This window comes from Cellulomonas hominis, assembly GCF_901521055.1.
In the GTDB taxonomy this organism is placed as follows: domain Bacteria; phylum Actinomycetota; class Actinomycetes; order Actinomycetales; family Cellulomonadaceae; genus Cellulomonas; species Cellulomonas endometrii.
The window spans coordinates 44,143-57,386 of record NZ_CABEGA010000026.1 but is presented as its reverse complement, the minus strand read 5'-3'; the positions used below and the strand labels follow the sequence as shown (position 1 = coordinate 57,386).

Here is a 13,244-nt window from a genome sequence, read left to right as displayed (position 1 = left end):
GCCCGGCCCGGACGACGGCTGCTGGCGGCTGACCGAGCGGTACACGATGCGGCTCTGGCTCGCGGAGGTCGTCGCCGGCACGCCCGAGCCGCTGGTCGAGCACGACGCGCTGCGCTGGCTGCCCCGCGGTCAGTGGCTCACCGTGCCGTGGCTGGACGCCGACGTGCGCATCGTGGACGCGCTCGGACGGCGCGTGGAGGGCGACGCACGCAGCGCCTGACCAGCGCGTTCACCTCTGAGCGAACACGCTGGTAGCGATCTGGCACTCGACACCCGAGAGTGCTAAAACAGGTGCCGTAGCCCTCCCGGGCCGACCAGGCGCCCGGGACAGCACCGCGGTCCCGGACCGTCCGGGGCCCGATCGCTCGGAGGAGGTGACGGGCTGTGGCTACGCGATTCGACCCGTTCCAGGAGATGGACCGGCTCATGAACCAGGTGCTCGGCTCGCAGAGGGCTGCGGCGACCATGCCGATGGACCTGTACCGCGCCGGTGACCACTACGTCCTGCACGTCGACCTGCCGGGTGCCGACCCGGGCTCGATCGACGTGAACGTGGACGACCGCACGCTCACCATCCGCGCCCAGCGCACCGCGCGGACCGAGGACGGCGTGCAGTGGCTCGCCAAGGAGCGCCCCGTCGGCACCTACGCCCGGCAGCTGACGGTGGGCCGCGGCCTGGCGCTCGACGCCATCTCCGCGTCGTACGCCGACGGCGTGCTGACGCTCACCATCCCCGTGGCCGAGGAGGCCAAGCCGCGCCGCATCGAGGTCACCACCGGTGGGACACCGGCGACCATCGAGCAGCGGGCCGACGCGTCGCAGCCGGAGCAGCACGCGAACGCCTGAGCCCGCGGCACGGCACGCAGGACGCCCCGGCCCCCCACGCGGGGGACCGGGGCGTCGTCGCGTCCGGGACCGTCAGGCGGTCGGCACCGCCAGGCCTGCCCGCACCGTGCGGGTCGCCGCGAGGATGTGCTCCAGCGACGGCGTGACCTCGGCGTACCGCCGGGTCTTCAGCCCGCAGTCCGGGTTCACCCACAGCTGCGCCGGGTCGATCGCGCGGACGGCCTCCGAGAGCAGCTCGGTGACCTCCGCCTCGCTCGGCACGCGCGGCGAGTGGATGTCGTAGACGCCCGGGCCGATGCCGCGCGGGTAGCCCTCGGCGGCGATGTCGGCCAGGATCTCCATCTTCGAGCGGGCCGCCTCGATCGACGTCACGTCGGCGTCCAGGCCGTCGATCGCGCCGATCACCTCGCCGAACTCCGAGTAGCACAGGTGCGTGTGGATCTGGGTGTCCGGCCGCACGCCCGACGTCGCCAGGCGGAACGACCGCACCGACCAGTCCAGGTAGGCGGCGTGGTCCTCGGCACGCAGCGGCAGCAGCTCCCGCAGGGCGGGCTCGTCGACCTGGACGATCGCGGTGCCGGCGGCCTCGAGGTCGGCGATCTCGTCCCGCAGCGCCAGGGCCACCTGGTTCGCGGTGTCGGCGAGCGGCTGGTCGTCGCGGACGAACGACCACGCGAGGATCGTGACCGGCCCGGTGAGCATGCCCTTGACCGGCTTCGGGGTGAGCGACTGCGTGTAGGTCGTCCACGGCACGGTGATCGGTGCCGGGCGCGACACGTCGCCCCAGAGGATCGACGGGCGCGTGCAGCGCGAGCCGTAGGACTGCACCCAGCCGTGCTGCGTCACGTCGAACCCGTCGAGGTTCTCGGCGAAGTACTGCACCATGTCGTTGCGCTCGGGCTCACCGTGCACCAGGACGTCCAGGCCGATCTCCTCCTGGAGCTCGACGACGCGGCGGATCTCGGCCTTCATCTCGTCCTCGTACTGCGCGGCGGTCAGCTCCCCGCGGCCGAACGCGGCGCGGGCCACCCGGATCTCCGGGGTCTGCGGGAACGACCCGATCGTCGTGGTGGGCAGGGCCGGCAGGCGCAGGCGCGCGGCCTGCGCGTCGCGGCGGGCGTCGAACGGCCCGCGGTGGAACGCGTCCGCCGGCAGCGCGGCGAGCCGGTCGCGGACCTCCGGGCGGACGACGCCCGGCGCCTCGGCGCGGCTCCGGCGGGCGTCGGCGGCGGCGAGCAGCTCCGCGTGCACGGCCTCGCGGCCCTCGGTCAGGCCCGTCGCCAGGGTGACGACCTCGCCGACCTTCTGGTCCGCGAACGCCAGCCACGACCGGAGGGTCGGGTCGAGCTGCTGCTCCTCCTCGACGTCGTGCGGGAGGTGGAACAGCGACGTCGAGCTCGCGACCGCGACCTGCGCGGCGCCCAGGCCCTCCAGCTGCTCGAGGGTGCCGAGCGCGGCCGAGAGGTCGGCGCGCCAGACGTTGTGGCCGTCGACCACGCCGCCGACGAGCACCTTCGACCCCAGGCCCGGCACCGGCTCCGCCGGGACGTCGCCCCGCACGAGGTCGATCGCGAGGCCCTCGACGTCGGTGCCGGCCAGCACGGGCAGGGCGTCGCGGAGGTCGCCGTAGGGCGCGGCGACGAGGATCGCGGGGCGCTCGGCGGCGGGCAGCGCGGTGGCCAGCGCCCGGTACGCCTCGGCCGCCGCGGCGAGCAGCCGGTCGGCGGGCACACCCGTCGACTCCGACACCAGCGCGGGCTCGTCGAGCTGCACCCACGTGGCGCCGGCGCGCGCGAGGTCCCGCAGCAGCTCCGCGTAGACCGGCAGCACGTCGGCGAGCCGGTCGATCGGCAGGAAGTCCTCCGGCGCGTCCTCGGTCGGCTTCGCCAGGGCCAGGAACGTCACCGGCCCGACGAGCACCGGGCGGGTGAGCACGCCGTCGGCCAGCCCCTCGGCGAGCTCGCGCACCGGACGGTCGCTCGCGTAGCGGAACGTGGTCGTCGGGCCGATCTCCGGCACCAGGTAGTGGTAGTTCGAGTCGAACCACTTGGTCATCTCGAGCGGCAGGTCGTCCCCGCGGCCACGGGCGACGGTGGAGTACCCGGCGAGGTCGAGCCCGCCGTCGGCCGTCGTCAGGTCGGCGAACCGCTCCGGCACCGCGCCCAGCACGGTCGCCGCGTCGAGCACGTGGTCGTAGAAGGAGAACGCGCTGGGGATCGCGGGCAGGCGGGTGTCCAGGCCCAGCCCGGCCAGGTGGGTGCGGGTGCGGCGGCGGAGGTCTGCGGCCGTGGCCTCGACCTCCTCGGCGGTCGTGCGGCCGGCCCAGAACGCCTCCAGGGCCTTCTTCAGCTCGCGGCGCGGTCCGATGCGGGGGTAGCCCAGGATCGTGCCGGCGGGGAAGGGGTGCGTGTGCTCGGTCATGTCTCGCCTCAGCTGGTGGGAACGGGGGTCGGGTCGTCGAGGGGGGCCGCGGTGACGCGGCTGTGGGCGCTGGGGGCGTCGCCGCCGAGGCCGGCGCCCTCCAGCAGGTCCAGCGCGGGGCCCGGGGTGTTGAAGGTGTACAGGTGGACGCCGGGCGCGCCGCCGTCGAGCACGGCGTTCGCCAGGTCGACGCCCAGGCGGGTGCCCGCGCGGTGCCGGCGGCCGACGTCGACGGGGTCGTCGGGGTCGAACGCGTCGAGCACCTCCAGGACCTGCGCCGGCACCTCCACGCCGGTGAGCTGCTGGACGCGGCGCAGGCGGGCCGGGTCGGTCATCGGGATGATCCCCGGGATGATCGGGACGACGACGCCCGCGTCCCGGGCCAGCGCCACGAGCTCGCAGTACGAGTCGACGTCGTAGAACACCTGGGTGATCGCGAAGTCGGCGCCGGCCTCCTGCTTGGCCAGCAGCGCGGCGACGTCCTGCTCCCGGGTGCTGCCCGACCCGGCGTTGCCGCGCGGGAACGCGGCGACCGCGACCGACAGCGGGCGGCTCGCCGCGCGGACGGCCTGCGCGGGGCTGGTGGCGCACCGGCGCCGCTCGATCTCCCGGAGCAGAGCGACCAGGTCGCTCGCCGTCGGCAGGCCCTCGGGGTGCGGCCGCCACGACTCGTCGGCGGGCGGGTCGCCGCGCAGCGCCAGGAACGAGCGGACGCCCTCGTCGAGGAACTCCTCGACCGTGCGGGTCAGGTCCTCCCGCGAGGTGCCCACGCAGGTCAGGTGCGCGATCGGGCTGAGCGACGTCTCGCGCAGCAGCCGCCGCACGAGCGCCCGGGTGGTCTGCCGGGTGCTGCCGGACGCGCCGTAGGTGACGGACACGAAGTCCGGGCGCGCCGCGGCGAGCTGCTGCACCGTGGACCACAGCCGCGGGGCGGCGTCCGGGTTCCGCGGCGGGAACAGCTCGAACGACACGGTGGGGCGGTCGACGGCACCGAGGCCGTCGGCCACCGCGTCGTCGGCCGTGGGGTGCGCGGGTGCGCCGGTACTGCTCATCGTCAGCTCCATCGAACCTGGCGGAAGCACCCACACCCTCACGAGGAGGGGGGTTGCTGCGACGTCGACGAGCCAGGTCTCTCGGCCGCTCTGGATGGTGTGGCAACCGTAGAGCCCGCCCCGGAGGGTGTCCAGTGCCCCTGATGCGTCACCTACTCGTGACCGGGACCACATCGCCGGCTGCAGCGCGTGCGGGTCGCGGGGCGGCGTGCCAGGGTCGGCCGATGACCGACCTGCGTGCCGTCCCGCTGCCCGCCACCCGCCTGCGGGTCCCGGACCTGGTGGCCGCCGCCCGGGCTGCCGGCACCGTGACCGGTCGCGCCGAGGTGCTCGGGGACGCGCGCGCGGACCTGGGGGAGCGACCCCTCTGGGACGCGTCCGCGGACGCGCTGGTCTGGGTCGACATCGACGGCCGCACCGTGCACCGGTGGGCCGGCGGCGACCCGCTGCGGGACAGCCTGTCGAACGTCCCGTCGCAGGTCGGCGTCGCGTGGCCGACGGTGTCCGGCGGGCTGCTGCTCGCGACTGCCGACGGGCTCGGCGTCCACGACGGCACCACGCTCGGGCCGGTCACCCGCCCCCGCGACATGCCGGCCGGGTACCGGTTCAACGACGGCGGCTGCGACCCTGCCGGGCGGTTCTGGGTCGCGAGCATGCCGCGGGACGGGTCGCCGGGTGACGGCACGGTCTACCGGGTCGCAGCCGGCGCGTCCGCCGGTGGGGACGGGCTCGACGTCCAGGCCGTGCACACGGGGATCGGGGTCGGGAACGGGCTGGCGTGGAGCCCCGACGGCGGCACGTCCTACCTGACGGACACCGCGGCCGGGGTGGTGTTCCGGATGTCGTACGACGTCGCATCGGGCACGTGCGGCGAGCCGGAGGTCCTGCTCGCGTTCGACCCGGACGGGCCGACCCCCGACGGCACCGCGGTGGACGCCGAGGGGTGCCTGTGGCTGGCGGTGTACGGCGCCGGGTGCGTGCTGCGGGTCTCGCCGGACGGGACGCCGCTCGGCGTGGTCGAGGCGCCGACGCCGAACGTGACGTGCCCGGGGTTCGGGGCGCCGGGTGCGGGGCGGCTGTTCGTGACGACCGCCGCGGCCGAGGGCGATCCGCTGGGCGGGGCGGTGCTCGGGTGCGACGTCACGGTCGACGGGCTGCCGGTGCCGCGGTTCGCGGACCGGTGAGCCGGCGCGCGGCGACCGAGTCAGCGCGGCACCGGGGGGCGCACGCCGGCACGTCCTCGCGTCAGCCGACCAGGAGCTGGTGCGCCCGCTGGTGCGAGACGCCGAGCACGGTGCCGACGTCACGGACGGAGAGGCCGGCGTCCCGCAGCGCGCGGGCGGCGGCGCGCGACTCGCGCGCTGCCTCGCGGTTCGCCCGGTGGGCCTGCTCCCGGTAGTGGGCCGCGGCCTCCACGTGCCCGCCCACCTCCGCCGGGACGGCCGGCACGAGGGTGATCTCCACGCTCGCGGGGTCGACCTGGGCGACGAAGGCGATGGCCTCCCGCATCGCGTCCGCTGCCTGGTCGAGCCGGGCGACCTCGGACAGCGCCCCGGGGTGCTCGACGCACTGCAGCGACCACCAGCGGCGCCCGCGCTCCGCGGTGACGGTGTAGACGGTCATCGCCACCATCCCTTCCCGAGGACGTCCGCGAACTGGTCGAAGAACCGGCGCGCCGTGACGTCGTCGATCTCCGCGTGGCGCCCCAGCGTCGACCGCCGTCCGCCCACGATCACGCCCGTGTGGTTGGTCAGCTCGACCACCTCGAACGGCACGTCCGCAGAACGGGCGGCGCGACGAAGACGCCGGAGCACCTCCGTGCGCATCACGAGAGTAGTCCTGTCCGCACTAGACTTTCAAGGCAAGGAGGCACTAGACAGCCTGGTGTGTTTCTCCGGTCAGCCCGCGGTGCGGGCCAGCACGACCGGGCAGTCCGCGAGGTGGTCGTCGACGATCCCGCACGCCTGCATCGCCGCGTACGCGGTGGTCGGCCCGACGAACCGGAACCCCCGCCGCTTGAGCTCCTTCGCGAGCGCGACGGACGACGGCGTGGTCGCCGGCACCTCCGCGAAGCTGCGGGGGCGGGGCGCGTCCGCGCGGTCCACGGCGTAGGACCAGAACAGCTCGTCGAGGGTCCCGCCCGCGTCGTGCAGGTCGAGGAGCGCCCGCGCGTTCGCCACGGCGGCGACGATCTTCGCGCGGTTCCGGATGATCCCCGCGTCCGACATGAGGCGCTCCACGTCGTGCTCGTCGTAGGTCGCGACGACCGCGGCGTCGAAGCCGGCGAAGGCCTCGCGGAACGCCTCGCGCTTGCGGAGCACGGTGATCCAGGCGAGGCCGGATTGGAAGGCCTCGAGGGTCAGGCGCTCGTAGAGCTCGCGCTCCCCGTGAACGGGTCGGCCCCACTCCTCGTCGTGGTAGCGCTCGTACAGCGGGTCGCCGTCGCCGAAGCACCGGCGGCCGGGGGTGGTCGGTCCGGCCGTGGCGGCGGTGACCGGGTGCACGTCGCCCGGCGGGAGCGGGCCGTCGTCGGGGGTGTCTGCGCTCGTCATGGCCGTCACTCTGCCCCACGGCGCCCACACCGCGCGGGCGTCCTCCACAGCCCGCGCGGGCCGGCCGGCCTGTGGTCGGCTCGGCACCCGGCGATCAGCCGACCGTCCGACATGTGGACCAGATGCGTCTACGCACTGAGACGGCGTAAGGTCCATCCCGCGCTGGAGCACCACGAGCGTCACCTGAGCCGACCTGCGAGCCGACCACCACCGGGACGTCCACGGTGGTCCGCGTGCCGTCGACCGTCGCCGAACCGGAGCCCTCCCGCCATGTCAGCACCAGCAGTGCCCACCACCACGCCGGCCGCCCCGCGGCCGCTGAACTCGCCGTCCCGCGTGATCGCGGCGAGCCTCGTGGGCACCACCATCGAGTTCTACGACTTCTACGTCTACGCGACCGCCGCTGTGCTCGTGTTCCCCAAGCTGTTCTTCCCCACCGGGAACGACACCACGGCCCTGCTCGCGTCCTTCGCGGTGTTCGGCGCCGCGATGGTCGCACGCCCGATCGGCGCGATCTTCTTCGGCCACCTCGGGGACCGGCGCGGCCGCAAGACCACGCTCGTGCTGTCCCTGCTGACCATGGGCGTCGCGACGTTCCTCATCGGCGTGCTGCCGACGTTCGGCCACATCGGCGTGGCGGCGACGGTCGCCCTGCTGGTGCTCCGGCTCGCGCAGGGCTTCGCGCTCGGCGGCGAGTGGTCCGGGGCGGCGCTGGTCGCCACCGAGAACGCCCCGGCCGGGAAGCGCGCCTGGTACGGCACCTTCCCGCAGCTCGGCGCGCCGCTCGGGTTCATCATCGCGAACGGCCTATTCCTCGTCATCAACGGCGTGCTCGGCGAGGGCTCCGACGCGTTCATGTCCTGGGGCTGGCGCGTGCCGTTCCTGTTCTCCGCCGTCATGGTCGTCATCGGCCTGTGGGTGCGGCTGCGGCTGGTGGAGTCCGAGGCGTTCACCGCCGCGGAGAAGAAGGGGCAGATCACCAAGATCCCGCTCGGCACGACGCTGAAGTTCCACTGGCGCGCCACGCTGCTCGGCACGTTCATCATGCTGGCGACGTACGTGCTGTTCTACCTGATGACGAACTTCACGCTCACCTACGGCACCCGCGCGGTGGCGCCGGAGGACGGCGAGCCCGGCGGCCTGGGCATCCCCTACGTGCACTTCGTGCTCATGCAGATCATCGGCGTGGTGTTCTTCGGGATCTTCACGCTGCTCGCCGGCCCGCTGGCCGACCGGGTCGGCCGCCGCAAGCTCCTGCTCTGGGTGACGTCCCTGATCATCGTGTTCGGCCTGAGCTTCAGCCTGTTCCTGACCGTGCGGGAGGACGTCGCGTTCACCGGCGCGATGACGCAGGCGTTCCTGGTGTTCGGGTTCACGCTCATGGGCGCGACCTTCGGCCCGATGGGTGCGCTGCTGCCGGAGCTGTTCCCGACGAACGTCCGGTACACCGGCTCCGCGATCGCCTACAACGTGTCGTCGATCCTGGGTGCCGCGCTGGCGCCGATCGTCGCGCTGGCGCTGTGGTCGGCGGCCGACGGCAGCACCTGGCTGGTCGGGGTGTACCTGTCGGGCGCCGCCGTCCTGACCCTCGTCGCGCTGATCCTCACGCGCGAGACGAAGGACCAGGACTACGGCCGCCTCTCCCACGAGGCCTGAGCAGCCCCGCCCCCGCCGAGGTCGTCACTCCCGGCCGAGGTCGTCACGTCTGACGGACGACCTCGCGCCGGGGTGACGACCTCGCGCGCGTCCGGCCCGCGGCGCGTCCGGGACTGCTACGCCAGCGCCGCGAGGGCCTTGCGGATGCGCTTCTCGCTGACCGGGACCGGCGTGCCGAGCTGCTGGGCGAACAGGCTCACGCGGAGCTCCTCGAGCAGCCACCGCACCTCGGTCAGGGCGGCGAGGTCGGCGGGGACCGGCGTGCGGGACGTGACGCGGGCGCGGGTCTGGCCGAGCAGCTGCTCCAGGTCCCGCACCTGCCACGCGAGCTGCTCGTCCCGGGCGGGGTTCGACGAGGCCCGGTCGAGCCGGTACGCCGCGGCGCGGAGGTAGCGGCTCAGCCGGGGCAGCCGCCCGGCGCCGGTCTCGGAGACGAAGCCGTCGTGCACCAGCGCCTCGGCCTGGGCCTTCACGTCCTGCACGGTCCCGAGCAGCGCGAGCGACCGGGTGCCGCGCACGGCCCCGTCCAGCTCGCGCGCGGCGGTGAGCACCGGCACGAGGTCGCCCACGACGCGGTGCACCGCGTCCTCGAGGCGGTCGCGGACGAACGAGCGGGCGGCGGCGTAGGCGTCGGCGCTCCGGACCGTGGTCGCCGGGCGCCCGGCCAGGTGCTCGCCGAGCAGCGCGTCGACCGCCGTGAGCTGCACGTCCGCCACCAGGGCGTCGGTGCTCGGGTACGGGCTGGCGGCGAGGGTGAGCGCCTCGGTGCCGGTCCACCGGGACGTGATCCGGCCGGTGGCCAGCCCCACGTCGAGCAGCAGCAGGCGGCGGAGCCCGGCGCGGTGCCGCAGCGCCTGCTCGCCGGCGTCGGCGAGGACCTCGACCCGGACGGTCGCCGCGGCGCCACGCCCGTGCTCGACCAGCGCGGGGTAGCCGCGGACGGTCAGCCCGCTCGGGTCCTGGGTCTCGACCCGCTCCGGGAGCGTCCCGCCGGGGAGGTCCGCGGGCCAGGTGGTGAGGTCGGCGCCGTCGAACCCGGGCAGGGCCGGCGGCGCGGCGGCGCGGGGTCCGGCGGCGGGCCGCGGCGCCGGGGCCGCGACCGCCCGGGAGCCGTCCGCCCCCCGCGAACGGGACCCGTCCGCCGCCCGGGCGTCCTGCATCGCGTCGCGGACGGCGCTGCGCACCGCGGTGCTGACGGCGTCCTGCGTGCGCGCCGCGAGCCGCCGCTGCAGCACCGCGAGCTCCTTGCCCTCGTCGACCACGCGCCCGCGGTCGTCGACCACCCGGAACGTCACGCGCAGGTGCGGCGGCAGCCGGTCGTCGTCGAACGCGTCGGCCGGCACGTCGACGTCCCGCAGGGCACGCACCGCCTGCCGGAACGCGTCGTGGAACGACGGCGCCGCGTCCGCCGCCCGGACGGTGTCCTCCCACGACGCGGTGTGCGCGTCGAGCCAGGCGACCACGTCCCGCGCGACGTCGGGCGCGGGCACGAGCTGGACCCGCACCGGCTTCGGCAGGGCGCGGATGGTGGCGGTCGCCAGCTCCTCGCGCAGCCCCGGCACCATCCAGTCGAAGCCCTCGGGACGCACCCGGGCCAGGGCGACGAGCGGCACGTGCACCGTGACGCCGTCCGCGTCGGCTCCGGGCTGGAACTGGTAGGTCAGCGGCAGCGCGAGGTCGCCCTGCGGCCAGGTCGACGGGAACGACGACTCGTCCACCCCGGCGTCGTCGGCGACCAGCAGCTCGCGCGTGAAGCTCAGCAGGTCCGGCTGCGTGCGCCGGGCGCCCTTCCACCACTGGTCGAAGTGCCGGGCCGAGACGACGTCGTCGGGGATCCGCTCGTCGTAGAAGTCGAACAGCGCGTCGTCGTCGACCACCAGGCCGCGGCGCCGGGACCGCGCCTCCAGGTCCTCCGCCTCCTGGAGCAGGCGCCGGTTCTCCGCGAAGAACGCGTGGTGCGTCGTCCAGTCGCCCTCGACGAGCGCGTGCCGGATGAACAGCTCCCGGGCGTGCTCGGCGTCGACCTTGCCGAACAGCACGCGCCGGCCGGTGACGATCGGGACGCCGTAGAGCGTCACGCGCTCCAGGGCCGTCGCCGCGCCCTGCTTGGAGGACCACGACGGCTCCGAGTACGACCGCTTCACCAGGTGCACCGCGAGGTCCTCGGCCCACTCCGGCTGGATGCGGGCGACATCGCGGCCCCACAGGCGGGACGTCTCCACGAGCTCGCCCGCCATCACCCAGGCCGGGGGCTTCTTGGCCAGGCCGGAGCCCGGGAAGATCGCGAACCGGGCGCCGCGCGCGCCCAGGTACTCGTTCCGCGCGCGCCGGTCGGGTGTCCGGCCGCCGTCCCGGCCGCCCTTGCCGCGCGGGGGAGCGCCGCCCGACAGGTCGGACGCCTCCTGCATCCCGATCTGCGACAGCAGGCCCGCGAGCAGCGCGACGTGCACGCGGTCGGCGTCCCACTCCAGGCGCAGGGCGCCGCGGCCCTCGGTCGCCGGGTCGCGGTCGGCAGCGAGGTCCCGGTCGGTGCGCCGCGGCGGGTTCACCGTGATGCCCAGCGGCTTCGCGAGCTCCTTGAGCTGGGTGACGACGTCCTGCCACTCGCGCAGCCGCAGGTAGTTGAGGTACTCGGACCGGCACATCCGCCGGAACGCCGAGCCCGACAGGTCCCGCTGCGCGTCCCGCACGTACTGCCAGAGGTTCAGGTACGTGAGGAAGTCCGACGTCGGGTCCGCGAACCGGGCGTGCAGCTGGTCGGCCTGCGGGCGCTGCTCGACCGGGCGCTCCCGCGGGTCCTGGATCGACAGCGCCGCCGCGATGACCATGACCTCGCGGGCCACGCCGCGCCGGCCTCCCTCGACGATCATCCGGGCCAGCCGCGGGTCCATCGGCAGCTGGGCGAGCGCGCGGCCGGTGTCGGTCAGCCGCGTCCCGCCGGGTCCCTGCTCCAGCGCGCCGAGCTCGGTGAGCAGCTGCACGCCGTCGCGGACCGCCCGCACGTCCGGCGGGTCCACGAACGGGAAGTCCGCCACGTCGTCCGGCCCGGCCGCGACGCCCACGGAGATCATCTGCAGGATCACGGACGCTAGGGACGTGCGCAGGATCTCCGGCTCGGTGAACCGGGGGCGCGACGCGAAGTCCTCCTCGGAGTACAGCCGGATCGCGATGCCGTCCGCCACGCGCCCGCACCGGCCGGACCGCTGGTTCGCCGACGCCTGCGAGATCGGCTCGATGGGCAGCCGCTGCACCTTCGTGGCCTTCGAGTACCGGGAGATGCGCGCGGTCCCGGGGTCGACGACGTACCGGATGCCCGGCACCGTCAGGGAGGTCTCGGCCACGTTCGTCGCGAGGACGACGCGGCGGGTGCCGTGCTGCTGGAATACGCGGTGCTGCTCGGCGGCCGACAGCCGGCCGTACAGCGGCAGCAGCTCGACCGCGTCGGGCCGGCGCGCGTCCTGGACCCGCGGGCCGAGGTGCCCGCGCAGGGCCTCCTCGGCGTCGCGGATCTCGCGCTCGCCGGACAGGAACACGAGGACGTCGCCCGGGCCCTCGGTCGCGAGCTCGTCGACGGCCTCGCAGATGGCCGTCATGAGGTCCCGCTCCTCGCCGCGGGCCGGCGCGGGCGGCGTCTTCGCGCGGGCGGCCGGGCGCGCGGGGGCGGCGTCGTCCAGGTCGTCGGGGTCGTCCGTCGGCCGGTCGGGGGACAGGGGCCGGTACCGGATCTCGACCGGGTAGGTGCGGCCGGTGACCTCGACGACCGGGGCCGGCGCGCCCTCGGGGTGCTCGGGGGTGGCCGGCCCGGCGAAGTGCGCCGCGAACCGGGCCGAGTCGATCGTCGCCGACGTGATGACGACCTTGAGCTCGGGGCGGCGGGGCAGCAGCTGCGCCAGGTAGCCGAGGATGAAGTCGATGTTGAGCGAGCGCTCGTGGGCCTCGTCGATGATCAGGGTGTCGTAGGCGCGCAGCTCCGGGTCGCGCTGGATCTGCGCGAGCAGGATCCCGTCGGTCATCACCTTGACGAGCGTCCGCTCCGAGGACTCGTCGGTGAACCGCACCTGGTAGCCCACCAGCTCGCCGATGCTCGTGCCCAGCTCCTCGGCGATCCGCTCCGCCACGGTGCGCGCGGCGATCCGGCGGGGCTGGGTGTGGCCGATCTGGCCGTCGCGCCCCCGGCCGAGCTCGAGGGCGATCTTGGGCAGCTGCGTCGTCTTCCCGGAGCCGGTCTCGCCCGCGACGATCACGACCTGGTGGTCGCGGATGGCGGCGGCGATCTCCGCGCGGCGGGCCGACACGGGCAGCTGCTCGGGGTAGACGACCGGCGGGAGCGCCACCGCGCGGCGGGCGTCGGCGAGCGCGGCGAGGCGCCGGGTCCGGCCCTCGCGGCCCTGCGCGCGGCCGTCACGGCCCTGGTTGCGGGTGTCGCGGCCCTGCGCGCGGCCGTCACGGCCCTGGTCGCGGGCGTCGCGCCCCTGGCTGCGGGACTCGCGCCCCTCGGTGCGGGCCTCGGTGGTGCGGGTCGGCTGCGCCTCGCGCGGACGGCCGCCGCGTCCCCCGCGCCGCCCGCGTCGCCGCGGCGCGTCGGTCCGCTCGGGGGCGTCCCCGGGGCGCGCGTCGTCCCGGGGTGCGGGCGCGGCGGAGGTCGGGTCGGTGGCAGTCACGGGCCTCCATTGTCACCGCACGGGCCGTGCGCGGCGATCCCGATTCGCGCAGGGCG

9 protein-coding genes, 1 pseudogene and 1 riboswitch are annotated in these 13,244 nt (G+C 75.1%); of the genes and pseudogenes, 4 read left to right on the top strand and 6 right to left on the bottom strand.

From position 1 onward, the window contains the following. Window positions 1–220, top strand: a pseudogene (locus tag KJP73_RS07530) (DNA mismatch repair protein MutT); the annotation flags it as partial. 164 nt (window positions 221–384) lie between these two features. Further along, window positions 385–846, top strand: coding sequence for an Hsp20/alpha crystallin family protein (locus tag KJP73_RS07525; protein ID WP_213282179.1), 462 nt, complete (start codon window positions 385–387; stop codon window positions 844–846). A 72-nt stretch (window positions 847–918) separates the two neighbouring features. Here KJP73_RS07525 and metE read toward each other — a convergent pair whose 3' ends face one another. Then, window positions 919–3,267 (bottom strand): 5-methyltetrahydropteroyltriglutamate--homocysteine S-methyltransferase, encoded by a 2,349-nt coding sequence (metE, locus tag KJP73_RS07520; RefSeq protein WP_213282178.1) that lies wholly within the window; start codon window positions 3,265–3,267, stop codon window positions 919–921. A gap of 8 nt (window positions 3,268–3,275) precedes the next feature. After that, the gene (locus KJP73_RS07515) at window positions 3,276–4,319 is read right to left on the bottom strand and encodes a methylenetetrahydrofolate reductase (protein ID WP_249669192.1); all 1,044 of its coding nucleotides are present in this window, start codon (window positions 4,317–4,319) and stop codon (window positions 3,276–3,278) included. A gap of 5 nt (window positions 4,320–4,324) precedes the next feature. Beyond that, window positions 4,325–4,420, bottom strand: a riboswitch (SAM riboswitch). A 123-nt stretch (window positions 4,421–4,543) separates the two neighbouring features. Between KJP73_RS07515 and KJP73_RS07510 the strand changes: the two genes are divergently transcribed. Continuing rightward, window positions 4,544–5,503: an SMP-30/gluconolactonase/LRE family protein gene (locus KJP73_RS07510; protein WP_213282176.1), complete on the top strand. Its 960-nt coding sequence runs from the start codon at window positions 4,544–4,546 to the stop codon at window positions 5,501–5,503. A gap of 61 nt (window positions 5,504–5,564) precedes the next feature. On the opposite strand, the gene KJP73_RS07505 is transcribed toward KJP73_RS07510, so the two are convergent. From KJP73_RS07505 to KJP73_RS07495, 3 genes are all read right to left on the bottom strand, one after another. Further along, on the bottom strand, window positions 5,565–5,942 hold the full coding sequence (locus tag KJP73_RS07505) for a hypothetical protein (RefSeq protein WP_213282175.1): 378 nt from the start codon (window positions 5,940–5,942) through the stop codon (window positions 5,565–5,567). Next, the gene (locus KJP73_RS07500) at window positions 5,939–6,145 is read right to left on the bottom strand and encodes a ribonuclease PH (protein WP_249669191.1); all 207 of its coding nucleotides are present in this window, start codon (window positions 6,143–6,145) and stop codon (window positions 5,939–5,941) included. The genes KJP73_RS07505 and KJP73_RS07500 overlap by 4 nt, the downstream gene beginning before the upstream one ends. A 72-nt stretch (window positions 6,146–6,217) precedes the next feature. Further along, window positions 6,218–6,871 carry a DNA-3-methyladenine glycosylase I gene (locus KJP73_RS07495; RefSeq protein ID WP_213282174.1) on the bottom strand — a complete coding sequence of 218 codons (654 nt, stop codon included), beginning with the start codon at window positions 6,869–6,871 and terminating at the stop codon, window positions 6,218–6,220. A gap of 270 nt (window positions 6,872–7,141) precedes the next feature. Between KJP73_RS07495 and KJP73_RS07490 the strand changes: the two genes are divergently transcribed. Beyond that, window positions 7,142–8,527 (top strand): MFS transporter, encoded by a 1,386-nt coding sequence (locus KJP73_RS07490; protein ID WP_213282173.1) that lies wholly within the window; start codon window positions 7,142–7,144, stop codon window positions 8,525–8,527. A gap of 116 nt (window positions 8,528–8,643) precedes the next feature. On the opposite strand, the gene hrpA is transcribed toward KJP73_RS07490, so the two are convergent. Next, window positions 8,644–13,188, bottom strand: a complete 4,545-nt coding sequence (gene hrpA, locus KJP73_RS07485) for an ATP-dependent RNA helicase HrpA (protein WP_213282172.1) — start codon at window positions 13,186–13,188, stop codon at window positions 8,644–8,646. Between the last annotated feature and the right edge of the window lie 56 nt (window positions 13,189–13,244).